Source organism: Roseiflexus sp., assembly GCF_057785375.1.
Map to the genome: position 1 here is coordinate 149,252 of NZ_JBYNRX010000097.1, position 23,192 is coordinate 172,443.

A 23,192-nucleotide genomic window follows, 5' to 3' on the forward strand; every position below is an offset into this window, starting at 1 on the left:
TCATATGGCGTTTGAGCAATTAACCCGTTATCGTCCAGGCCAGCCCGCGCAAGCGGGCTTCGCTTTCCGTCGCCTGCGGCTTCAGTCGCCAGGCGCACAGTGAATGCCATCAGCCGCCGATCGGGGATCCGATAGACGGCGCCTGCGCCGGAAGTTCGCGGTCGAGCCGCGGGTAGACCACCAGCAGCACCGCGAGCGCCGCCAGCGCCCCGGTGACCATGCGCAGCCAGAAATTGAGCGACCCGACATCATCGCCGCCGCTGCGCCAACCAAGGTCTAGAATGTCGTTAATCATATGGGAACCGGCATCGAGCGCCATCGGCAGCAGCAGGAATGCGCCGAAGCGCAACGATACAGGGCGAATCCAGCGCCGCACAACGGAAAACAGCACACCAGCAATGAACAACCCGCCGTAGAACGATGTGCAGCGGTGACAAAACGCCACCTGATAGCCGCAGAAACAGAACGAACGCTCAGGTCGCTGATGGCACAACGGCGTATAAATGCGAAAGATGATCTCGCCTGCCAGCGGATGTCCATTCGCCTTCAGCCACGGCGACAACCACGGCAACCCTGCGTACATGCCAAGGAGGACGTTCGTGATCAGGAGCCAGCGGCGAAACATCCATGCGACCGCCTGATCGATCCAGGATGGAGAACGAGATGGAGTATTGATCATCATAGCATGATTATAGCAGATGGGGGACGGGTTGCGCCACACGAGGCGCGAGCGTGGATGCGTTCATGACTTGAACGAAGATGCGGTATCGCTCAGGACATGACAGCCTCAGAGGAGATTGCCTGCGCGTCTGATGGACATGACAGCCCGCCACGCATCTGGCAACTCTCCGATAAAGTCAGGCGTCGTACAAAGCCCTGCACTCTCGAGTTCTCATACGAACGTGCGGTCAGTCCGCCTGGCGGCTGAAGCCGCGGGCTACGGGCGCCAGGCCCGCCTACGCGGGCTGCACCGGGCGATGCCCGATGATGTGATCAACAACCATAACCATTGATGGCCCAAAGGACCGCGCATTCTCATACGAACGCGCAGTCAGTCAGACAAGATATTCAGGCGCCTGGTTCGCGTGGAACAGCGGGCGTCCATCGGCAATATTGCACGAATGACGGCGTTTAGTATCAGTTCTCGGTTCTCATACGAACGTGCGGTCAGTCAGACAAGATGTTCGTGCGCTCGGTTCACGTGAAACAACGCGCAATGTTCATCAGGAGTATTGCACGAATGACCGCACATTGGTATCAGTTCTCAGTTCTCGGTTCTCAGTTCTCGGTTCTCAGTTCTCGGTTCTCAGTTCTCGGTTCTCAGTTCTCAGTTCTCAGTTCTCAGTTCTCAGTTCTCGGTTCTCAGTTCTCGGTTCTCAGTTCTCAGTTCTCAGTTCTCGGTTCTCGGTTCTCAGTTCTCGGTTCTCGGTTCTCAGTTCTCAGCTCGCATCAAAAATGAACTGTTTGCAACTTACCCGCCGCTGCGTAACTTTTCCGGCGAAGATGCTGTTCATATTGTAGAGAGCACTGCAGCACTGCGATACGACCGATCACGCATGAGAGCCATGGCGGGCGATACCCCCGGCTTCGTCCTGACTCAGAGGCAGTGTGACAGAACACAGAGAGGAACAGGCGTATGTATATCCTGGTTGCTGATGATGATCTGCCGAATGTCAAACTGACGGCTTTTCTCCTCGAAGAAGCAGGCTATAAAGTCATCAAAGCCTATGACGGACCCTCGATTCTGCAATCGGTCGAACAACACAACCCGGATCTCATCCTGCTCGATGTCATGATGCCGAAGACGAACGGGTTTGATGTGTGCCGCCAGATTCGTCGCACCTCCGATGTCCCGATCATTTTCCTCTCCGCCCGGTCACAGTTGCAGGATCGCGTGACGGGGTTGCAGATCGGCGGCGATGATTACCTGGTCAAGCCCTTCGAACCGTCAGAGTTGCTGGCGCGGGTGGAAGCGGTACTGCGGCGGCGCAACAGCGACCTGCTCAACCCCTCGGCGCGCCTGAGCCAGGGAGACATCACGCTCGATCCGGTTGAGCACAAAGTGCTGCTCGCCGATGGTCGGGTCATCGAACTGACGCCGCTCGAGTTTCGCCTGCTCTATTACCTGATGAAGAACGCCGGGCGAGTGCTGAATACCAGCCAGATTCTGAATAAGGTCTGGGGGTACGATTACGAAGGCGAAAGCAATCTGGTTGCCGTCTACATCCGCCGCTTGCGCACGAAGATTGAGCGCGACCCCGAACACCCACGGCATGTGTTGACCGTCCGCAACCTGGGTTACAAGTTTGAAGCCTGACGTTGTTCCTGGGCGCAACGTGCGTGTTCGCTCATTATCGTGAGGACGCAGCCATGATCGCTGGAGAGAGCCTGACTCGACAATTGCCTTACTGGTTGGTTGAACGCCGCGAACATCTCACCCATCTGTTTGCGCCCGTGCCGGCGCTTGCGCTGGTTTTGTGGCTGTCGCTTGCCGCACTGCCTGAAACAATCTGGATGGCGCTGATCGGGTATGCAGCAATCCATCTGTGGTTGTTCTGGATAGTGTATGACCATCCCCTCAGAAACGCCGCGCGACTGCCGCATACCGATTGGGCGTCGATCATGGTCGATGTAGCGTTGAGCATCGTCATGATCAGCAACCCCACATCGCTGCTGCATTTTCTGCCGGTGTATGTGCTCATTGCGTGGCGCGCCCTCTCCGGCTATGGCCGTAACCCTGCGACGACCGTCATTCTGTTCGTGCTCGGACCGATCTTCCTGTTCCAGTTGCTGCTGAACCGTGCCGGCAACACGGCGCTGACGCCGGGCGAGCAATGGGGTGTGGCCGGCCTCCTCGCGGGGAGTCTAGGGTGCGGTATCGTTGCCATTATGGGGAGTGCGCGGCAGAAGACGTTGATCCATCAGTTGCGAAGCGACCTGCAACGCGAGCGGAACACGCGCGAGGCGCGCGTGGAGGAACTGGAGCATCTGGCAAACGAACTGCGCATGCGCATGCGTGAGCGTCATGCGCTCGAAGAAGGATTGCGCGCCATTACCAGCACCCTCAGCCTTGACGATGTGCTGGAGCAGATCCTGGATAGCACTGTACAGACGTTTGGCGGTGAACGCACCTATGCGGTTGTGTTGACGCTGCAAACCGACGGATTGCTGGACAACCGCATGTATGCACGCGACAAACGATTGCAGGCGCAGTGGGTCGAACCGCTCATCCGCCGCGTGATGCGGGATCAGACGCCGGCCGTCGTGACCGACTCGGCGCTCGACCCTGATCTCGGTGAAATCAGTCGAATCGGGGTGCGTTCGATCATCTGCGTTCCGCTCTTTGTTGGCGATGGTCCGCCGCGGGGCGCGCTCACCGTCGTCAGTGCGACATTTGCCGCATTTTCGAGCAGCGATGCCCGTCATCTCTCGGCATTCGCCGCTCAGGCCGGCATCGCCATCGGCAACGCCGAGCTGCACAGCCGCCTGCGTCGCCAGCAACATCTGCTCCAGGCGGTGCTCCGTGACATTAACGACGGCTTAATCGTACTCGATCAGGAGTATAACGTCGTGCTGGCCAATCCGATCGGGCAGGCGCTCCTCAACGACACCTCGGCGCCACAGCCCTGGCTGGAACGTATGCGTGAACTGGCAAGCCGCCTCTCCGACGACGGTCGTCCGGTGGCATCACCAGAATGGATCGTCGGCGACCCGGAGTGCGAGGAGGGATGCATCGTCTATCAGGCCGTCGCGTCACGGGTGCGCACCGACGATGATCTGCCCGATCTGACCGCGATTGTGCTGCATGACATCACCGATCACAAAGCGGAAGAGCGCGCGCGTATGGACTTCATCTCGATGGTGTCGCACGAACTGCGCAATCCGCTCCATACGCTGAACGGCTTCGTCAAACTGGTGCTGCAGGGCCGTGCAGGACCACTGACGTCATTGCAGCAGGACTTCCTTTCGATGGCTGATGGTCAGATTGAGCAGTTGAGCAGTCGTGTGTCCGAATTGCTCGAATACAATCGCTTCAGAGTCGGTCGTCTGTCGCTCCAACCCGAGGTCGGCGATCTTGCGTTGCTCATCGCGGGAACCGTGAACCGACTGAGCCTTCAAGCCGAGCAGCAACAACTGTCTCTCGTCAACGAGACGCCAAATCTGCCGTTGTGCCGGTTCGATAATCAGCGTATCGGTCAGGTGTTGACCAATCTGATCGAAAATGCAATCAAGGCGACGCCAGCCGGCGGCATCATTCGCGTCTCCGCCGAGGTGCATGAACAGGAAGTGCGTGTGCGCGTTTCCGATACAGGCGTGGGCATTCCCGCCAGTGAACTGGGGAAGATCTTTCAGCGCTTCTATCAGGTGGCAAAACATCGCCGCGCTCACGGAACGAATATGGGACTGGGGCTGGCAATCTGCCAGCAAATCGTCGAAGGGCACGGCGGACGCATCTGGGTTGAAAGCGAAGAAGGCGTCGGGACGACATTTACCTTCACGCTGCCGCTGGTGGTCAACGAGGAATGCGTTGCCGGGTAAGTTACATTTCTTTTACCGGCAAAAGCAGGCTATTCATTCACTCCTCAACGATCTTGGCTATACTTTGATCAACCTGGTAGCGGTATGATCATCGCCAGAGTTTTGTGGTTGAGGGAGTCTTGAAGATCGCTCTGGTCGCCCTGCCCCTTTTGGATGAATCTCGCACAACGCCTCCCCTGCCGTTGTGCTACCTGGCTGCGTTTTTTGAACAGCAACGGCATATCGTTCGGGTCTATGATCTGGCGCTCTATCGTGGTGATCCGCAGGTGAGCCATCTGGAAGCGGTACGCGCATTTCGTCCGCAGATCACCATTGTCGCCGCCGATGACGCTGCCGATGCAACGGTTATTGCCGAACGATTGAGAACCGGCGGCCTGGTGTTGCCGCTGACGCTGGGGGTACGCGATCATCTCCCTCCCTGGCTTGCAGCGCAGGCGCTCGCTGAACTCAATCGCTTCCCGCCCCATGCCTCCGATGCGAAGAATCTGGTTGCGTGCGGGCTGCTGGCGCTCGACGAATCGCTCGACAATCTGCCTTTCCCTGCCCGTCATTTGCTGCCGCTCGAACGGTATCCGCTGGTCACATCAGAGGATGAGCTGCGCACACCCGTTTTGATCGGGCGAGTTTCCAAAGATGGCGCCCGGATGTTTCGCCAGCCTGCACTGCTGGATGCCGAACTGCGATCCATCGTGCAGGAACACGGCGTGCGCCACGTCATCCTCGAAGGACTGGCATTGACCGACGATCTCAACTGGCTGTACGCCTTTCTGTCTCAAATCTCGCGCACACACCTGGGCATTAAGTGGGAAGGTCGCGTCTCGCACACGCACCTGACCCATAGCCTGATTGAATCAATGTACCGCTCTGGTTGCGAAGCGTTGACGTTTGAGTTTGCGGCGCTCGCGGTACTCGACGCAAAGCATGAACGCGATGCGCTCATCGACGCAGTGCGGCAAGCGCGCGCTCTGGGAATGCGCGTCAATGGGCATATCGCCCTCGATTCGCAGTATCCGGCGATCCCGGCGGTCGTTGATATGTCGGCAACCTTTGGACTGGATGAAGTGCGCTTTTTTGTACCAAAGCACGCAGAGGCGCCCGGCGATAGCGAAGAGTCAGCAGAGATCGCCGCACTGATCGCGCGCGCCCGTGAACATTATCAGATCAGCCGCGGTCGGCAGTATTTCATTGATCGGTTCGGCATCCGCCTTGGTACGATGATCTGGTATGTCGGTCGAACAGGGTTGCTCCGCAGGTGCTGGCAGCGCCACGTGCAACCCAATGAAACATCCTCCGAAATTGTGCTCGAACGAGGGTAGGGGTTCCGAGAACTGAGAACTGAGAACTGAGAACTGAGAACCGAGAACCGAGAACCGAGAACTGATGCCAATGTGCAGTCATTCGTGAAATACTCCTGATGAACATTGCGTGTTGTTTCACGTGAACCGAGCGCGCGAACATCGTGGCTGACTGACCGCACGTGAGGATGCGCACAGCATCCGGCATCGCCCGGTGCAGCCCGCGCAGGCGGGCTTCGCAACCGTAGCCCGCTGCTTTCGCCGCCGGGCGGACGAGGGCAGCGGAATAGGCATTCAAAAACCATTATTGCCGGGGCGCGCAACAGGACACCAGGGCGCTGCGGGTGAAAGCCCTCGCTGAGGACGCAGTTCGACCGTGCTCAACGCACGCGGTTCGATGGCGCTCACCGCACGCGGTTCGACGGCGCTCACCGCAAGTGCAAGCCCTGCCGGGACCGCTGATGCCAGGGCGCGGTCAGCGTCCACGACTGCCGATGCGCGGTGTGGAACGTGGCGCCGTGAGCGCCGGGCGCGCGAACATCGTGGCTGACTGATCGCCGCCTGGACCCGGGCAACCTTTTGCGCGTATTGGCGCCTCTATAACTATTTTCCCCTTATCTCCCAGCCCTCTTCTTCTGCACGATCCATTACCCATATGTCCGAGAGCGGCTTCCTGATGAACAAAAGGACAGATCCCACCGCACTCCTCTGACCGTGACGGTTTGTGAGCACATCATCCGGCATCGCCCGGTCTACCCCGTGCAGGCGGGCTTTGCCGTCCACAACCTGCGACGTCAGTCGCCAGGCAGACCGGTGCAGAGCGGCATATGGCGTCAACTTTCAAGGCGTCCCGATGCCCAAAGCGAACGATACAACGTTCGCCGGACATCGGCACGTGTACGACGCCTCTTCGCCGCCAGCGAACCGCAGAACGAATGCGCACCGCCCGCCTCGTGCCTCATGCCTTGCGTTCCATGGACCTCAGTATGTTATAATCATAACCACCCCCAATTCTACAACTGCCTTCAGGAGGAAGAGGTATGCCTGTGTTCAAGGATTATGCTGAGCTTCATCAGTGTCTGAGCACGTTGTACGATCAGGCGAAGTGCGACGCGCGCATCGCGCCGAAGATTCGCGACTCGCATCTCGTGATCCAGTTCCGCTATGAAGATCCGCGCGCAGTCGTGACCATCAATGCCGCTGCTCCGCCAACACAACCCGGGGCATATTTCGATGTGTTATGGGGCGACGATACCGGGTTGAAACCGGATGTTGAAATGAGCATGAAAGCCGATATTGCCCATCAGTTCTGGCACGGCAAAATCAACCTGATGACAGCGCTGGCGCGGCGTCAGATCATTGCAAAGGGACCCATCCCCAAGATTCTCAAACTCCTGCCCGCTGTTGAGCCCATGTATGAAATGTATCCGCGTCTGCTGCGCGAGATGGGGCGCGCCGATCTGGTATTGACATAGGACGGGTGACATCCCCGAACAGCAGCGGTTCTGCGGGATACGTGCATTACCGTCCGTTTCTCACCTGTTTTTCTGCTGGTGGTCTGTCTGCAGGTTTGGCGAGAACTCCAGCGTTCGGTTGTGCGCTTGACACGAGCCAATGAGCAGTGAAGACATGTACGAACGTGGCGTGGCGGATGCCGAGCGCGGCGAGCTGCACCCGTTCTATTACCAGCATTACTACCACTACCGTCGGGGCTATGATCAGGCGCAGCGTCGTATGCGTCGCCCGATCTGGTCAGCGCTGGCAGACGGTCGTCGGATGGCGCTGCTGGGGGGAACGACGCTGACCATTGCACTGATCGTTGTTGTTAGCGGCATCTGGTACAACAGCCAGGAGACAGACCCCGCCATCCTCGCAATGCCCGCTACTGACACGGCTGTGACTGCAACGGCACGTCCTACCCGCACACCATTGTTCCCAACGGCGACGCCGGACGCGACGCCTGAGCCTGTAGTGCTGACCCTGCGGGTCGATGGGTTTGCACAGGTGGCGAACACCGAGGGACGCGCCCTGCGTGGACGCGCAGCGCCAGGGTTGAAAGCGCCGGTGCGCGTTGCATTCGCAGAAGGTGAACGGGTGCGCATCCTGGAGGGACCGGTTCTTGCCGATCAGTATATCTGGTGGCGCGTCGAAGGGCGTGAGGGAACGGGGTGGGCGGCGCAGCAATCGCTCGAAGGCGTCGTCTGGCTCATACCGGTGGAATGAGCGATGATGTGGAGGATTTGTATATCGAAGTCGCAGCAAATGTCACGCGCGTTCGTACTTCCAACTCTGGTCAAGACGTCGTATAATCAGTATTGGTGCTGATGTCGATGGAGGTCTCCTATGAACTGGATGGTCGCAACCTTCATGTTCTTTCTCGTGCTGGTTCCGTTTCTCCCCCTGGCGGTGTCGCTGGTGTATACGTGGGTGACGAATCCTGAAACACAACCAACCGAGGAATAGGTCGCTGGCTCATGTGAACATCTGACGGACGCCTGCTCGCATCAGGAGCAGGCAAGAGTTAGGTTGTGCGCAGCCCTAATTGGGCTGCGCTTTTTTATTTCTCACACTAACTCCCGTTCAAAGATACAATTCTGATGCCAGTGCACCGTCATGCGTTCACGACTGCCGGTGGGTGCAGCGGGACGCCTGGCGCTGCGGACGAAAGCCCTCGCTGAGACGCGGTTCGACCATGCTCACCGCAAGTGGAAGCACCGCTGGGTCTGCTGATGCCGATGCGCGGTCATGCCATCCCCGACTGCCGGTGCGCGTCGACGGTTGCGCCTTGCGAACCGAACCTTCGAATATCCTGGTGGTGTCAGGACGCCTTCTTCAGTATTGTAGTCACGCATAAGCGCATAGAAGGAAAGGTTAAGACCTGTTCCGACAGAGTCTGCCATGATGGCGAGCGCCGGTGATATGTTTCCTGCCATTATCAGGATACTTTCCCCTACAAAATCTTTGCAAGCTATTGACAAGACATCGACATTGGGCTATGATATGTTCGTGAGGTTTACTGAACAGTCAAGCAAACCAGGAGTAACAATGAAACCGCGTTCACCGAAGCTCTTTTTGTTCCTGACCGTGCTCATCGATCTTCTCGGCGTCGGTATTGTCTTACCGCTGATGCCATACTACGCAAAATCGTCGAGCAATCGAGCATTCCATGGCTGGCAAACAATCGCGCCATCGTTGTCGGCTTGTTGATGGCATCATTTGCGCTGATGCAATTCCTGTTCGCTCCGGTGCTCGGCGCACTATCGGACCGGTATGGACGACGACCCATCCTGATCCTCAGCTTGCTAGGCAGCGCTCTGTCGTATGCGCTGTTCGGCGTCGCGGAATATCTTTCATTCCTTGGCGTGGAGACCGTTCTGGCCATTCTGTTCCTGGGTCGCATCCTGAGCGGCATCACCGGGGCAAGCATTTCAACGGCGCAGGCGTATATTGCCGATGTGACCACTCCCGAAGAACGAGCGAAGGGAATGGGCATGATCGGAGCGGCGTTTGGATTGGGATTTATGCTCGGTCCGGCGCTTGGCGGGTTGTTGAGCACGATCAGCCTGGCGACGCCGGCTTTCTTTGCGGCTGGACTGGCGCTGGTCAATGTTATCTTCGGCTACTTCAATCTGCCGGAGTCACTGCCGCCTGAGCGTCGGACAGTTACGCCGGTGCGCGGCGTGAATCCGTTGGAGCGGGTACAGGCGCTGGTGCGACGCCCAAGCCTCCGGCCGCTGCTGATCGGCGTATTTCTCCTCAACCTGGCATTTGCCAGCCTGCAGAGCAATTTTGCGGTGTTCAGCGATGTCCGCTTTGGGTTTGGTCCGCTCGACAATGCGCTCATTTTTACGCTGGTCGGATTGCTGGCCGTTCTGATGCAGGGTGTGCTCATCCGCCGTCTGGTGCTTGCCTTCGGCGAAGCGCGGCTTGTCATTGCGGGACTGACGCTCATGGCGATCGGGTTTGTCGCTATCGCTTTTGTACCGCAGGCATGGATGCTCTTCCCGGTCGTGGGTGTGGTAGCGATTGGGAGCGGTATGGCGACGCCGTCGCTCACCAGCCTGATCTCGCGCCGGGTCGCCGCCCACGAGCAGGGAACGACGCTCGGCGGCACGCAGGCAGTGACGAGCCTGACGATGATTATCGGTCCGATCTTCGCCGGAGTGACGTTCGACAGCATCGACACCGGAGCGCCATACTATCTGGGGGGCGTCCTGATCGCTCTGGCGGTCATGGTCGTCGGTTCGGCGCTGTTGCCCACAATCCGGCAGCCGGTCGAACAGCCGCAGGGAGGCGTGGTTATCGGACGTATGGAGACGGAGTGATACTGGCGGCGACGATGAGCGCCGGATGACGAGTGCACATTCTGTATCACGGCGCAATCCATAGCGATCGTAACGTTTTATCGCACTGATGACGTTGCGTTTGCCACGAGAGGGCGCGCGCCTGTGGCGCTGCGCCCTCTGACGTTTCTTCTTCCTTCCATCCATTGGCAGGAATACCGCGTAAATTGAGGTGTATGAACAACAATGCCTCGCAGGGTCATAAGAGTTGCATGCGTGCTGTTATGCTGGTTGGTCGCGGGCAGACGGCGCCCGGAGCAGGGGCGTCACTCATTCGTCTCGCAGCGCGTTGTCGCGCTGCAGGCATTGCACCAATGGTCACCGCCTGTTTTGTCCATCACCAGCGCCCTTCCTTCGCCGAAGCGCTCGCTCAGTGTATCGTTCAGGGCGCCCAGGACATCGTTATCGTGCCCTATGCGCTGACGCTGTCAGAGCACGATCGGGCGGAACTGGAACGCCTGGCGGACAGCGTGCATCAGACGAATCCCCACATCGCGCTCCGCATCACCGGGCCGCTGGGTCATCATGCTGCATTGGCGGAGGTGCTCGTCCAGCGCGTTATCGAAGCGGATTATGTTGCCGCCCATCATCTATGGGGGCATCAGCAGCGCACTTCCTGGCCCCCATGGCAGCAGCAACACGTTATCGGGCTTGTCATCGTCATCGACAGCCCGGCAGGCATTCCGGCGACGCTAAAGGAGGAAGTGCTGGCATTGCACCACCATACGCCACGCTACATCGGTATTCATTTTTGTGCCATCGATCAGGACGAACTGGACCTGCACGCACCACTTGAAGCACTGATGACGCAGGGATGCCGGTGGGTGATCATCGCGCCATATGTACTGGAGCAGGGTACAATTGTCGCTGCCGCCATTGAACGCGCCATTGACGAAATACGCGCCAGATATCCGGACATTATCGTCGTTCAGGCGGAACACCTGGCGTATGACCGACGATTATTGAAAGCAATTGCTGACCGGGTGCGCCTCCACGGGTAGCACGCCATGCTTTTGCATTCGGGGAGTCCACTGCACACCGGTTGAACCGCCAGGGACCCAAAGCGCACAAAGGTGATGAAGCGCATTGCCTGTGTGTCCCTTTGTGACCTTCGTGGTTAGCTTTTTGCAGTGAAGTTATGAGGTAAATACGTCCATCAGGAGGGGTCAGGTTCCTGTGCAACAGAAGCATGGTGCAGCGCCTGTTCGAGCAGTCTGCGCAACTGTGCCAGATGTTCTTGCTTACGCGGTTCACGCCTTGCGCGCGCCGATGCCGTCCAGTAGCGGTGGTTCTCGATGAATGCCACCTGAGTTGCATACCACTGCACATCGCTCATGGGGCCATCGAACGCTTCATTTTCAGCACGCAGCTTCTCGCTTTGCCGCCAGAAATGATCGCTGCCAAGCGTATCGAGATCGGCGTCCGCCAGGATTTGCTCTGGCAACGTGGTCGGTGACTGAGGAATGCGTGTCGCCATGATCATGCGACAGATTTTTTCAATCTGCTCTGGTGTGTACCCAAAGGTTGGCAATACCTGCGCCGCAATTTCGGCGCCTGCCAGTTCATGCCCTTCGCGGCGCACCACAAATCCGAGATCGTGAAAGTATGCTGCGGTACGCAGCAGCAAGAGGTCTTCTCCATTAACTCCCTCGGCGTGCGCCAGACGTTCGGCGGCCGGCACAACGTCATCGCGGGTATGTTGCAGTGAATGATACGTTACTATTTCCGGCAGTTCTCTGGCGAGTCGTATGAGAGCGTATGCACGTGCGCTCTCGAAGTCCGGTTCAGTCATGCTCGTCTGTCCTCAGACACACATCCATGGAAGGGGCGATCTTCAGCGCTGTCATTGCGGCTGTCAACCAACGCACCCATCACCTTCCTGTCATTATATGCTACCTGGCAAGGATATGCATGCGCAGCAGGCTAGTACATGATACGTTATACTGCTTCGGAATGCGTCATGGGCGCGGATTCGCTCTGCTGCATAGCGATCAGCGCCTGGCGCGCGCCTGCATGGAAGAACTGAGCATCGCTGCCGCTCATCAGCATCGTCATGCCACGCTGCTTCCAGGCCGCCACCTCGCGCGGGTCACTGCTGTGAATCCCACACGCCACGCCAGCACGCTGAGCCGCCTCCAGCACCTGCGCAATAGCGGCTTCCACTTCGGGATCTGTGACATTGGCAGCGCCCAACGAGATGGTCAGATCAAAGGGTCCAATCAGCCCGACATCGACTTCCGGAACGGCAAACAGTTCATCGATGCAGCGCACGGCTTCCACCCGTTCGATCTGGAGAACGACGAGCGTATGCTCGTTCATATGACGCACCAGGTCGCGCGGTCCCGCACTGCGGTAGTCGGTATGCCCGCGCCCGGCAGCGGCGCCACGCACGCCGACCGGCGGATACTTCACATACCGCACCAGCGTCTGCGCCTGTTCGACAGTTTCGACCCGCGGGAGCATCACCCCCATTGCGCCGGCATCGAGTGCGCGTGCAACCAGATCGTATGCCAGATCGGGAATGCGCACCAGCGGGGTCAAACCCGCCAGACGCGCCACTCTGATCATCCCGGCAACCTCGCCGAGATCATAGACTCCATGTTCCATATCGATGAACACAAAGTCGTACCCGGCATGCGCCAGCATCATGACATAGGCCGTAGACGCGCTTTCGACGAGCATGGTTCCATAGACTGACTGACCGGATTTGAGCGCTTGCTTCACATGGTTGATAGGCAGCATGTCATTTCTCCTTTCATTTGCATTCTACCGCGGTTTAGACTAGGATGCGCAGGACGGCGCAACGTGGGAAGGTAACGCAAGGCGAAAGGTGGAACGGTTGCATATGGCAGCAAGGCGGCTGGTAACGGGATGGAAGGTTGAAAGGGAATCGGTCCAGGTGAAGTCCAGCGATGACTTCACTGCAAAAAGCTAACCACGAAGGTCACAAAGGGACACACAGGCAATGCGCTTCATGTTTCTTCACCTTAACCACGAAGGTCACCAGGGGACACGAAGGACATGCGCTTCATGGGTTCTTCCCCTTCGTGCGCTGCGGGTCCCTGGCGGTTCAGCCGGTGTGCAGTAACCACGAAGGTCACCAAGGGACACGAAGGACATGCGCTTCTTGCCCCTTCGTGCGCTGCGGGTCCCTAGCGGTTCAGCCGGTGTGCAGTAACCACGAAGGTCACCAAGGGACACGAAGGACATGCGCTTTATGGTTCTTCCCCTTCGTGCACTTCGTGTCCTTGGTGGTTACTTCACGGCACAAAGCGGTAACCACGAAGGTCACAAAGGGACGCAAAGGAAATGCGCTTTATCACCTTCGTGCGCTTCGGGTCCTTGGCGGTTCAGCCGGTGTGCAGTAACCACGAAGGTCACCAAGGGACACGAAGGACATGCGATTCATGGTTCTTCCCCGCCGTGCGCTTCGGGTCCCTGGTGGTTCAGCCGGTGTGCAGTAACCACGAAGGTCACCAAGGGACACGAAGGAAATGCGCTTTATCACCTTCGTGCGCTTCGGGTCCCTGGTAGTGAAGCCTTCTTGCAGTGGACTCAGCAATCTAATCCTGACCCTTTCCCGGCGCTCAGTGCTTGGTTCCTGGTTCTCGGTTCTTGGTTCTCGTAACCCCTAACCCTTACCTACAAGGTTGAACGAGGTATGCACACAGCATTCGAGGGTATTCTGACCGAACGCGACTGGAAACGACACATCAGTCATCCGTTCGAGGTTCCTGCTGGCGCAACCCGGCTCTTCATCCGGTTGCGTTTCGATCCGCCGGTTATCGATGGCGTCAAGAATATGCTGTGCCTCTCACTCTTCGACCCGGCGGGATTCCGTGGCGCCGGGCATCGCAGCGGCGCGCAGCATGACGTTGTCATCGATGCAGCCAACGCCACCCCCGGCTACCTCCCCGGATCGCTGCCATCCGGTCTGTGGGACGCGGTGATCGATACGCACATGGTAGCGCCTGGCGCACCGTGTCGCTATACCCTTGAGATTCGCGCGACCGATGAGCCTGTGGCAGAACCTGCGCCAGTGCCGACGGTCCCATCGGTGAGGACGCCGGGGCGCGGCTGGCGCCGTGGCGACCTCCACGCGCATACGATTCATTCGGATGGCGATTGGGACATCCCGGATCTTCTTGCCGCAGCCCGCGCCCGCCGGCTCGATTTTGTCACACTCACCGATCACAACACGATGTCGCAACTCCGCAATATCGATATGCTGACGACCGACGACCTGCTGGTCATGGGAGGGATGGAACTCACCACGTTCTGGGGACATGCGTTGAGCCTGGGAACACGCCGCTGGATCGACTGGCGCATTCGCCCTGGTGAACGCAGCATGCCGCAGATTGCCGCCGAAATCGAGAAAGAAGGCGGGTTGTTCGTCATCGCCCATCCGCTGGCGCCTGGCGACCCATCCTGTACCGGTTGCGATTGGCGGTATGTCGAAATGATGCCGGGCGCGGCGCACGCGGTTGAGGTGTGGAATGGCTTATGGAACGGCGACAGCAACAATGAAGCGGCCCTCGCGCTATGGTATGAGTGGTTGAACTGGGGACTGCACCTGACGGCAACTGCCGGAACCGACGCACACGGTCAGGCGCCGCCGGAGGCGCGCCCCGGATTCAACGTCGTCTATGCCGCGCGCCGCGATGAAGCCGCGATCCTGCGCGCAGTCGCGCACGGCAGGCTCTACCTGAGCAGCGGTCCGGCGCTTGAGCTGACCGGTGTGAGCGGCGACACAACTGCGATGATGGGAGACACGCTTCCCAAAGGCACGGCGGCGATCCACGCGCACTGGCGGGATGTTCCCGCCAATGCGCGGCTGCGCCTGATCGCCGATGGCGCGCAACTCAGCGAAGACATCGCCACGCCTGCCGGGAAGCGCACCTGGAATCTGAACGAAGGCGCCGCGCAGTGGTGCGTCGCCGAGATCCGTGCAGCGAACGGTGAATTGCTGGCGGTGACGAATCCGATCTACTTTGCTCCCGAAGAATAAGCACACGTGTTTCACGTGAAACACGCAGATCTTATCGCACCTGTTCACGCCGGTAGGATTCATCGAGCACTTCGACGACGTGCATGACCCTGGCGTTCAACCCGGCCTTGCGCACGCCTGCGATCAGTTGCAGGTGACAGCCGGTATTGGCGGTGACGACCAGCGTTGCTTCGGTTGCCGCAACATCCCTCATCTTGGCGTCGAGCACCTGATCGGCGATCTCGGGTTGGGCGATATTGTAGACGCCAGCGCTGCCGCAGCAGCGGTCGGGTTGGCGCAGTTCGATCAGTTCCAGACCAGGAATAGCGCGGAGCAGGTCGCGCGGCTGGCGCAAGACGCGCTGTCCGTGGCGCAGATGGCACGAATCGACATAGGTGGCGCGAACACGGACTTCCCCGCGCGGCGGATGATGCAGGTGATCGGCGAGGAACTCGTTCACATCGCACACCAGTGACGCAAAGTGCTGCGCCCGTTCGGCATAGACCGGATCGTCTTTCAGCAAATGCGGATACTCCTTCAATGCCAGGCCACACCCGCCGGCATTGACAATGATCGCCATCACGTCTTCCGCCAGAAACACATCGATATTGCGCCGCGCCAGCGCACGCGCCGCATCAAGATCGCCAACGTGGGCATGCGCCGCACCGCAGCATGTCTGCGCCATTGGCGTCACAATCTCAAAGCCGTTCCGCCGCAGCACCCGGCGCGTCGCCTGATTGACCGGCGCCAGAAACGCTTCCTGGATACACCCGATAACGAATGCCACCCGTCCACGTCGCTCGCCGGCAGCGGGAGCGGGTGCGCGGTAATCGACATAGCACGGTGTGAGCGGCGGAATGATCGCCTCCATCGCGCGCAGATGCGACGGCAGCACATTCACGCGACGAACGAGTTTCTGGAGACCGGTTTTCTGGTAGAGCCACAACGTCGCTGCCAGCAGTTTCAGGCGTTTGCGATGGGGCGTCAACTGATACAGCCCCACCCAGCGCAACACACGCTCAGCCGGTGAGACGGCGCGATGGCGCTCGACCAGTTCACGCGCCGGTTCGAGGAGCGCGCCATACTGCACGCCGGACGGACAGGCCGTTTCACAGGCGCGACACGCCAGGCAGCGCGTGATATGTGTTGCAAATGCGCCATTGACCTGATCTTCTGCGATCCTGCCTTCACTGACCGCGCGCATCAGCGCAATCCGACCACGCGGTGAGTCCATCTCCGTGCCAAACACATCGTAGGTCGGACATGCCTGGAGGCAGAGTCCGCAGTGGATGCACTGATCCAGTTTTGCGCGATACTCCTTGCTCTGCAGCAACTCGATAACCTGGCTCATAACACTCCTGGCTGCTTGTTACAGAACGGCGAGATTCCTGAGCGACATTGCGTGACTCCAGAGGCGGTTCATCTCCCGCTACGGACGTCCCTGGTCCATGCCAACCGCCAGCCACGAGCGATTGTGTGTTCTTAATCGTCCCTCATATGTGAATCAAATACACATAGAGCAACAACAATCCCTATCCCTGTTTCCAGGGACCGCAGGGAATCCGAGGGTGGACGGCTGTTTCTGTGACTCCGTATCTTCGCTTCCGCGCATTGTACTACAAATCGTGCCGGATCATGATAAGATAGCGCGAGCATCCTTTGCCGGGGTTTGACTATGAACACTCAGCAACCTGAATGGCGTCTGCCTACCCGCCTGGTCCATGCCGGCGAGCGCGCGCCAGCGCCGGCTGCTACGCCAACTGTAACGCCAATCTACACCAGTGCAACGTATGTGCATCCCAACTTTGCAGCGCTCGATGACGCGCTCGAAAGCGATAGCGGGTATGTCTATACCCGCCACGGCAACCCTACCGTGACCGCACTGGAGGAAGCGATGACAATCGCCGAGCGCGGCGCGGGCGCGGTGGTGTTTGCGTCGGGGATGGCGGCGCTGTACGCGGCGCTGCTGGCGGCCGGCACGCCGCGTGGCGCCACCGCGCCCGCGCCGCGCGCGATCCTGGCGGCGCGCGATATGTATGGCGCTACTACCCTTCTGCTCCAGGAGTTCTTTGCTGCGCGCGGAACGAACATTGCAACCTGTGATATGTGCGACCTGAATGCCGTCGATGCAGCACTGGAAGAGGTTCAGCCCGATGTGGTGCTGGTCGAGCAGCTATCGAATCCGCTTCTGCGCGTCGTGGATATTCGCGCGCTGGCGCAGCGTGCGCGTTCGGTCGGCGCGCGCCTGGTAGTGGACAGCACGATCGTGACGCCAATCCTGCAGCAACCGTTGACCCTTGGCGCCGACCTGGTCGTTCACAGCGCGACGAAGTACCTCGGCGGGCACGGCGATGTCGGCGGCGGCGTGGTTGTGGCGCGCACCAGCCTGGTGCGTGATACGTTGCGCCGTCAGGCGCGGTTGCTGGGCGCTACGCTGGGACCGTTCGAGGCGCATCAGATTCTGCGCGGCTTGAAGACGCTGGCATTGCGCGTGCGGCAGCAGTGCCGTTCGGCTGCTGAGATTGCTGCGTGGCTGATGCGTCATCCGGCGGTTGCGTCGGTTCACTATCCGGGTCTCGAAACCCATCCGCAGCATGCGCTGGCGGCAGAGGCGTTCGGCGGACTGTTCGGCGCACTGGTGACCTTCGAGTTGCGCGGGGCGGACCGCACGACGCTGCCGCGTTTCTTTGATGCGCTGCGACTCATTCTGCCCGCCACAACGTTGGGAGATGTCTATACACTGGCGAGCGCGCCAGCCGTCGCATCGCACCGGGAACTGACGCCGGAACAGCGGGCGGCGCGCGGCATCACTGATGCCATGGTGCGTCTCTCGGTGGGGATCGAAGATGTCGCCGACATTATTGCAGACCTGCAACAGGCATTGGGAGAGGACCCCTAACCCCTCTCATGTCACCTGCTTCACCTGCCGAAACTCGTCGCGATCCCAGGCGCGTGCTTCGAGGATGTGCAGCATGCGGTCAACTGCGTCCCAGACATCGACGAAACGCAGGTAGAGCGGCGCGAATCCGAAACGCACAATGTCAGGTGCGCGGAAGTCGCCGATGACTCCTGCGGCAATCAGCGCCTGCATCAGCGCATACCCCTGAGGGTGACGAAAACTGACCTGGCTGCCGCGCAGGGCACGGTCACGCGGGGTTATGAGTTCCAGCCCATACCCGGCGCAGCGCATTTCGACCAGGTGAATGAAGAGGTCGGTCAGCGCCAGTGATTTTGCCCGCACCTGCTGCATGTCGGCTTCGAGCAGCAGGTCGATACCGCATTCGAGCGCAATCATACTGAGGATCGGCGGCGTGCCGCACAGGTAGCGCCCGATCCCCGGCGCAGGTTCGTAGATGGGGTCGAAGGCAAAGGGCGCGGCATGCCCCATCCACCCTGAGAGCGGCTGACTGAACGCCGGTTGCCATCGGCGCGCAACGAACAGATAGGCGGGCGCGCCGGGACCGCCGTTGAGGTATTTGTAGCCGCACCCCACCGCAAAATCGACATCAGCGCCGTTCAGGTCCACCGGAACCGCTCCGGCTGAGTGCGCCAGATCCCACAATGCGAGCGCGCCACAGGCGTGCGCCTGGTGCGTCAGATGCGCCAGATCGTACATGCGCCCCGTTTTGTAGTTCACGTGGGTCAACAGCAGTACGGCAACCTGATCGTTCAACTGCTCCTCGATCCGCTCGCCGTCTGCCAGCCGCAGTTCGTGGACGCCGCCAAGATGCCGGATCAACCCCTGCGCCATGTACAGGTCGGTCGGAAAGTTATCCGGCGTTGAAAGGATTACGCGCCGATCCGGGTTCAGCGCCAGCGCCGCCGCCAACGTTTTGAACAGGTTCACCGAGGTCGAGTCGGCGCAGATTACCTCGTCCGGGCGGGCGCCGATCAGACGGGCGATCTTGCCGCCGATGCGCGCTGGCGCATTGATCCAGTCGCACGCCGTCCATCCCCGGATGAGCATGCGTCCCCACTCTTCCTGAATGACCTCTTGCATGCGCTCGATGGTGCGCTGCGGCGGTGGACCGAGGGAGTTGCCGTCCAGGTAGACAAGATCGTCGGGTATGTGGAAGAGCGTGCGAAAGCGCGCCAGCGGATCGGCGGCGTCGCGCGCGATGAGTGTGGTACGAGAAACCGGAACATCGTAACCCATGGCGATCTCCTTCCAGGCGTCTCCGATGGCTTTCTAACAGTCTTCGAGCCATTCATCCGTTCTCGCCCCGGTCTAGCCCGCGCAGGCGAGCCGCTTTCCGGAGCCTGCGACTTCGGTCGCCAGGCGAGTGCGCAGATCGTGGAGCATGTCTTCAAAGTCCGTCAGGATGCTACGGTGCGGCACAGTAAAAGTGGACGGCATTATAGCATAGAACATGTGGAGATTATGTGTTGGTCTATTTTCTCTGTTTTATATTGACAAATCGATTTTATTAGGATATGCTAACTCTACAGATTTGAACCATCACTATTATTCGTACAAGGAACCCATAATGCCCGGCGCAACTCCAGTCGATTGGATCACACTCCTTCAAATCGCGCTTGCGCTGGGCATTCTTTCCCTGTGCTGCTGGCTGATCGGTGTAACTGCCGCTGCACGCATCCAGGCGCGCCGTCAGCGTCCCCCGGTCTTGCGCCGCGTTCCTGACCGCCAATCAACGCAATCTTGCGACCCCGGAAGTGCACAACGGTCACGCCATACAGCGACGGAGGAGATATCGTAAAGGAGGGGCGTTATGCTGCCTGCTACCGTATCCATACCACGCAACGGTTGTCTGACGGCGCTGGTCAATCGATTGCTCGATGAGGAAATCGAGCGACGCAGCGCCGATCATCAAGAGAGCGGCGAGTCATTGCCGCTGCCGGCGCGCGCGGCGATTGTCGAGATTGTGACCCGCACCGTGGAGCGGCTGAACCGGGAAACATATCGGTCGCCAGCAGACGAGACGGCGATGCACGCCCGTGATGATGTGCGCTGATCGCGGAGAACCGTAACAGATGGCAGGAGATTCAGCATGTCAGAAGAAAAGACGACTTAGATACCCGGCGCACACCTAGATATTGCAAAAATGCCCGGACACTGGCTGTTAGCACGGATGGGCAAGCGTGTCTTGCGTCCCGGCGGTCTTGAGTTGACCCGGAAGATGCTCGATGCACTAGCCATTAACTCAACCGATCACGTTGTCGAGTTTGCGCCGGGTCTGGGTGTAACGGCGCGCCTGACACTTGCACGTCAACCAGCGTCATATACTGCCATTGAGCGTGATGAAGCTGCTGCAGAGAGCGTGCGATCGTTTCTGACCGATACGCGCCACCGCTGTCTGGTGGGGAGCGCCGAAGAAACCGGACTGGACGCCGCATCGACGACGGTCGTCTATGGTGAGGCGATGCTCACGATGCACACACCAGGGCAGAAGGCGCGCATTATCCGCGAGGCGTATCGTATTCTGTAACCCAGCGGACGATACGGCATTCATGAATTGGGTTTGACCCCCGATGACTTAAGCGAAGCAACAAAAGATGCCATTCTGCGCGATCTCTCCACAGCAATTCACGTCGGCGCCCGTCCGCTGACCTCCCCGGAATGGCGCGCCATTCTGGAGTCTGAAGGATTTCAGGTATGCACAGCGTTCACTGCGCCGATGCACCTGCTGGAACCAAAGCGGATGATTCAAGATGAAGGACTGGCACGGGCGCTGCAGATTCTCTTCAACATTCTTCGCACACCGGCGGCACGCCAGCGCATCCTGGCAATGCGGCGCGTCTTTCACACGTACCAGGATCATCTAATAGCCATCTCACTCATAGCGGTCAAACCAGGGGAGGTTGTATGAACGCCACAACATTTGTCAATCTGGCAGCACAGGTTACTATTCCCGAAGACGGTACGATCAGCCGTACCCTGTACCAGGACGAGCGACTGAAAGTCGTGCTGTTCGGCTTCGCCGCTGGGCAGGAACTGTCGGAACACACTGCATCGATGCCGGCGATCATGCACTTCGTTCAGGGTGAGGCGCGGGTGACGCTCGGGAACGATACGATTGATGCGCAGCCAAACACGTGGATGCATATGCCAGCGCACCTGCCGCACAGCATTCATGCCAGAACGCCGGTAATCATGCTGTTACTGTTGCTGAGAGAAGCAAAGGGTTGACCGCCACATGCTCTATCTCACCCTACTCACACTCCACAACCTGATGCGCTGGGTGACGCTGATCGCTGCGATCTGGGCGCTGTACCGCGCCTATCGCGGCTGGTTCAGCGCGCATCCATGGACCTCCGCCGATCAGCGCGCTGGACGCTGGTTCGCCCTGACGCTCTCGCTGCAACTGCTGATCGGCGGGGTCTTTTACTGCCTGCCCGACTCAGTTGCGCAACTGGCCTGGACGAACCTGGATGCGGTGATGCGTGAACCATCACTCCGTTTTTTTGTCGTTGAACATAGCGTGCAGATGGTTGTTGCGCTGAGTCTGGCGCATATGGGCAGCACGCTGGCGCATAGGGGGCGCAATGATGCGGATCGCCACCGGCGCGCCGCGCTGTTCTTCTCGATCAGCCTGTTGATTGCATTTGCCGCCATCCCCTGGCCCTGGACGCCGCACGAGCGACCGCTGGTGCGTCTGGGCTGGGAGTGGTAGCCAGAGGAGGCTGGTATGGCGGAAACAACTCCTGGTTCGGTGCGGCTGCGCCCGATTGCTCTCCCGATTGAACATGGCGGCTAGGGGTTTCTTGGCGCGCCGATCATCCTTGGCATGTGGGCGGCACCGTCGCTTGCGGGGTTCTGGCTGAGCCTGGCGGCGTTGGGTGTCTTTCTGACGCGCCAACCGCTCAAACTGGCGCTCGGCGACCGGCAGCGCGGCAAACGCTATCCGCGCACGGCGTGGGCGGAGCGATTCGTCGCGCTGTACGGCATCAGCGCGCTGCTGGCGTTCCTTGCCGCCTGGCTGACGACGGCGCATCCATTCTGGTTGCCGCTGCTGCTGGCGGCGCCGCTCGCACTCGTGCAGTTCCGCTACGACCTGCTCAAAGAGAGCCGGTCGTTGGCGGCGGAGGTCTGTGGTGCGAATGCGCTCGCGTCACTGGCAGCGGCGCTGGCGCTGTGCGGCGGATGGCAACTCATCCCGGCGCTCATGCTCTGGCTGCTGCTGGCGCTCAAAGCAACTGCTGCAATCATCTATGTGCGCGCCCGGATTCGCCTGGCGCGCAATGTTCCCGCTGCGCGCGCGCCGGTTTATCTGGCGCATGCCATCGCACTGGCGGCGGTCGCCGGGCTGGCGACGATCAATCTCGTTCCGTGGCTCGCAGCAGCAGCCTTTGTCATCCTCCTGGCGCGCGCGGCGATCGGGTTGCTGCCGCGCAGCCTGAAGACGCCAACTGCTATGGTAGGGGTGCAGGAACTGGGGTTTAGCCTGCTCACCGTCGCCGCAATCGCTGTGGGGTTCTCAATGGGTTGGTGAGGGATACTGCGTGCATCGAACAAGCCCGGTTCTCCGGCAGCCTGCGTCGAGGCTGTGCAGACGATCAAATCCGCCGGTATCAACATGGGCATTATTTTGCTGGCAGGTGCGGGAGGAACACGCCTGGCGGCAGCGCACGTCGCCCATTCGCTCGATGCGCTGGCAGCGATGAATCTAGGAGACGGCGATCTAGTATACATATCGCCGCTGATTGTGCCGCCTGATAGTCCGTATATGCAGTCATTGCGCGAGGCGCAGAGCGAGCCGCTGAACACCGACGCCATTCGCCAGCAACTCGAGCGCCTCAAATCCGGCGCACGGAGCGTCTGCGGCGGCGGAGTGAAAGTGGCGCTGCATCACCTCGAAGAGTTTATCTACTGAGAGGTTATCCCAGAACTCGCCAGTACAACGAGCGGCGCTCCTTCCACAAACGCGCCAACGAGCACAGCGGCGGCAGCATTGCCAGATTCGCCACCACAGTGACGCCGGTGAGGAAGGCGTCGAGCGCGCGAGTCAGACCCCGTTCCACTTTGGCGTACTCGACCGCAGTGAGCGTGTTGAGGGTGGGAATGCCTCC

At 59.7% G+C, this 23,192-nt stretch carries 23 protein-coding genes and 1 pseudogene; 17 read left to right on the plus strand and 7 right to left on the minus strand.

What is annotated here, in order from left to right; all coding sequences use genetic code 11:
* Nucleotides 1-109 precede the first annotated feature (109 nt).
* Complete coding sequence (locus AC3EA7_RS19620; RefSeq protein ID WP_488615764.1) at nucleotides 110-682, minus strand: DUF2085 domain-containing protein; 573 nt, start codon at nucleotides 680-682, stop codon at nucleotides 110-112.
* Nucleotides 683-1,636: 954 nt separating this feature from the next.
* Here AC3EA7_RS19620 and AC3EA7_RS19625 point away from each other — a divergent pair.
* From AC3EA7_RS19625 to AC3EA7_RS19635, 3 genes are all read left to right on the plus strand, one after another.
* Nucleotides 1,637-2,317 carry a response regulator gene (locus AC3EA7_RS19625; RefSeq protein WP_488615765.1) on the plus strand — a complete coding sequence of 227 codons (681 nt, stop codon included), beginning with the start codon at nucleotides 1,637-1,639 and terminating at the stop codon, nucleotides 2,315-2,317.
* 53 nt (nucleotides 2,318-2,370) lie between these two features.
* A complete protein-coding gene (locus tag AC3EA7_RS19630) occupies nucleotides 2,371-4,539 on the plus strand; it encodes an ATP-binding protein (protein ID WP_488615766.1) in 2,169 nt (722 codons plus the stop codon).
* A 119-nt stretch (nucleotides 4,540-4,658) separates the two neighbouring features.
* Nucleotides 4,659-5,855, plus strand: a complete 1,197-nt coding sequence (locus AC3EA7_RS19635; RefSeq protein ID WP_488615767.1) for a radical SAM protein — start codon at nucleotides 4,659-4,661, stop codon at nucleotides 5,853-5,855.
* Between the two features lie 273 nt (nucleotides 5,856-6,128).
* On the opposite strand, the gene AC3EA7_RS19640 is transcribed toward AC3EA7_RS19635, so the two are convergent.
* Entirely contained in the window at nucleotides 6,129-6,320 is a 192-nt protein-coding gene (locus AC3EA7_RS19640; RefSeq protein ID WP_488615768.1) for a hypothetical protein, read from the minus strand.
* A gap of 554 nt (nucleotides 6,321-6,874) precedes the next feature.
* On the opposite strand from AC3EA7_RS19640, the gene AC3EA7_RS19645 reads away from it, so the two are divergent.
* The 5 genes from AC3EA7_RS19645 to AC3EA7_RS19665 all read left to right on the plus strand — a co-directional run bounded on the left by AC3EA7_RS19645 (nucleotide 6,875) and on the right by AC3EA7_RS19665 (nucleotide 11,178).
* The gene (locus tag AC3EA7_RS19645; RefSeq protein ID WP_012119378.1) at nucleotides 6,875-7,309 is read left to right on the plus strand and encodes a hypothetical protein; all 435 of its coding nucleotides are present in this window, start codon (nucleotides 6,875-6,877) and stop codon (nucleotides 7,307-7,309) included.
* A gap of 139 nt (nucleotides 7,310-7,448) precedes the next feature.
* Nucleotides 7,449-8,057: an SH3 domain-containing protein gene (locus tag AC3EA7_RS19650; RefSeq protein ID WP_488615769.1), complete on the plus strand. Its 609-nt coding sequence runs from the start codon at nucleotides 7,449-7,451 to the stop codon at nucleotides 8,055-8,057.
* An 822-nt stretch (nucleotides 8,058-8,879) separates the two neighbouring features.
* Nucleotides 8,880-9,041 carry a hypothetical protein gene (locus AC3EA7_RS19655; protein ID WP_488615770.1) on the plus strand — a complete coding sequence of 54 codons (162 nt, stop codon included), beginning with the start codon at nucleotides 8,880-8,882 and terminating at the stop codon, nucleotides 9,039-9,041.
* Nucleotides 9,041-10,159, plus strand: a complete 1,119-nt coding sequence (locus tag AC3EA7_RS19660; RefSeq protein WP_488615771.1) for an MFS transporter — start codon at nucleotides 9,041-9,043, stop codon at nucleotides 10,157-10,159. Before AC3EA7_RS19655 ends, AC3EA7_RS19660 begins: the two co-directional genes overlap by 1 nt.
* A gap of 230 nt (nucleotides 10,160-10,389) precedes the next feature.
* Entirely contained in the window at nucleotides 10,390-11,178 is a 789-nt protein-coding gene (locus AC3EA7_RS19665; protein ID WP_488615772.1) for a sirohydrochlorin chelatase, read from the plus strand.
* 155 nt (nucleotides 11,179-11,333) lie between these two features.
* On the opposite strand, the gene AC3EA7_RS19670 is transcribed toward AC3EA7_RS19665, so the two are convergent.
* On the minus strand, nucleotides 11,334-11,969 hold the full coding sequence (locus AC3EA7_RS19670) for an HD domain-containing protein (RefSeq protein WP_488615773.1): 636 nt from the start codon (nucleotides 11,967-11,969) through the stop codon (nucleotides 11,334-11,336).
* A 146-nt stretch (nucleotides 11,970-12,115) separates the two neighbouring features.
* Nucleotides 12,116-12,919, minus strand: a complete 804-nt coding sequence (locus tag AC3EA7_RS19675) for an HpcH/HpaI aldolase family protein (RefSeq protein ID WP_488615774.1) — start codon at nucleotides 12,917-12,919, stop codon at nucleotides 12,116-12,118.
* 919 nt (nucleotides 12,920-13,838) lie between these two features.
* Between AC3EA7_RS19675 and AC3EA7_RS19680 the strand changes: the two genes are divergently transcribed.
* On the plus strand, nucleotides 13,839-15,185 hold the full coding sequence (locus AC3EA7_RS19680; RefSeq protein ID WP_488615775.1) for a CehA/McbA family metallohydrolase: 1,347 nt from the start codon (nucleotides 13,839-13,841) through the stop codon (nucleotides 15,183-15,185).
* A 31-nt stretch (nucleotides 15,186-15,216) separates the two neighbouring features.
* Here the strand turns inward: AC3EA7_RS19680 and AC3EA7_RS19685 are convergent, their stop codons facing one another.
* Nucleotides 15,217-16,515: a (Fe-S)-binding protein gene (locus AC3EA7_RS19685; RefSeq protein ID WP_488615776.1), complete on the minus strand. Its 1,299-nt coding sequence runs from the start codon at nucleotides 16,513-16,515 to the stop codon at nucleotides 15,217-15,219.
* A 324-nt stretch (nucleotides 16,516-16,839) separates the two neighbouring features.
* Between AC3EA7_RS19685 and AC3EA7_RS19690 the strand changes: the two genes are divergently transcribed.
* Nucleotides 16,840-18,063, plus strand: a complete 1,224-nt coding sequence (locus AC3EA7_RS19690) for a trans-sulfuration enzyme family protein (RefSeq protein WP_488615777.1) — start codon at nucleotides 16,840-16,842, stop codon at nucleotides 18,061-18,063.
* A gap of 6 nt (nucleotides 18,064-18,069) precedes the next feature.
* Here AC3EA7_RS19690 and kynU read toward each other — a convergent pair whose 3' ends face one another.
* Nucleotides 18,070-19,320, minus strand: coding sequence for a kynureninase (gene kynU / locus AC3EA7_RS19695; RefSeq protein ID WP_488615778.1), 1,251 nt, complete (start codon nucleotides 19,318-19,320; stop codon nucleotides 18,070-18,072).
* A gap of 574 nt (nucleotides 19,321-19,894) precedes the next feature.
* Here kynU and AC3EA7_RS19700 point away from each other — a divergent pair.
* The 7 genes and pseudogenes from AC3EA7_RS19700 to AC3EA7_RS19730 all read left to right on the plus strand — a co-directional run bounded on the left by AC3EA7_RS19700 (nucleotide 19,895) and on the right by AC3EA7_RS19730 (nucleotide 22,996).
* Nucleotides 19,895-20,137, plus strand: a complete 243-nt coding sequence (locus tag AC3EA7_RS19700; protein WP_488615779.1) for a hypothetical protein — start codon at nucleotides 19,895-19,897, stop codon at nucleotides 20,135-20,137.
* Between the two features lie 90 nt (nucleotides 20,138-20,227).
* On the plus strand, nucleotides 20,228-20,611 hold the full coding sequence (locus AC3EA7_RS19705) for a class I SAM-dependent methyltransferase (protein WP_488615780.1): 384 nt from the start codon (nucleotides 20,228-20,230) through the stop codon (nucleotides 20,609-20,611).
* A gap of 33 nt (nucleotides 20,612-20,644) precedes the next feature.
* Nucleotides 20,645-20,992, plus strand: coding sequence for a hypothetical protein (locus AC3EA7_RS19710; RefSeq protein WP_488615781.1), 348 nt, complete (start codon nucleotides 20,645-20,647; stop codon nucleotides 20,990-20,992).
* Nucleotides 20,989-21,312: a cupin domain-containing protein gene (locus AC3EA7_RS19715; protein WP_488615782.1), complete on the plus strand. Its 324-nt coding sequence runs from the start codon at nucleotides 20,989-20,991 to the stop codon at nucleotides 21,310-21,312. The genes AC3EA7_RS19710 and AC3EA7_RS19715 overlap by 4 nt, the downstream gene beginning before the upstream one ends.
* Nucleotides 21,313-21,319: 7 nt before the next feature.
* A complete protein-coding gene (locus AC3EA7_RS19720; protein ID WP_488615783.1) occupies nucleotides 21,320-21,796 on the plus strand; it encodes a hypothetical protein in 477 nt (158 codons plus the stop codon).
* 99 nt (nucleotides 21,797-21,895) lie between these two features.
* A pseudogene (locus AC3EA7_RS19725) lies at nucleotides 21,896-22,615 on the plus strand (YwiC-like family protein); the annotation flags it as partial.
* Nucleotides 22,616-22,669: 54 nt separating this feature from the next.
* The gene (locus AC3EA7_RS19730; RefSeq protein WP_488615784.1) at nucleotides 22,670-22,996 is read left to right on the plus strand and encodes a hypothetical protein; all 327 of its coding nucleotides are present in this window, start codon (nucleotides 22,670-22,672) and stop codon (nucleotides 22,994-22,996) included.
* Nucleotides 22,997-23,000: 4 nt separating this feature from the next.
* Here the strand turns inward: AC3EA7_RS19730 and AC3EA7_RS19735 are convergent, their stop codons facing one another.
* The gene (locus AC3EA7_RS19735) at nucleotides 23,001-23,144 is read right to left on the minus strand and encodes a hypothetical protein (protein WP_488615785.1); all 144 of its coding nucleotides are present in this window, start codon (nucleotides 23,142-23,144) and stop codon (nucleotides 23,001-23,003) included.
* Between the last annotated feature and the right edge of the window lie 48 nt (nucleotides 23,145-23,192).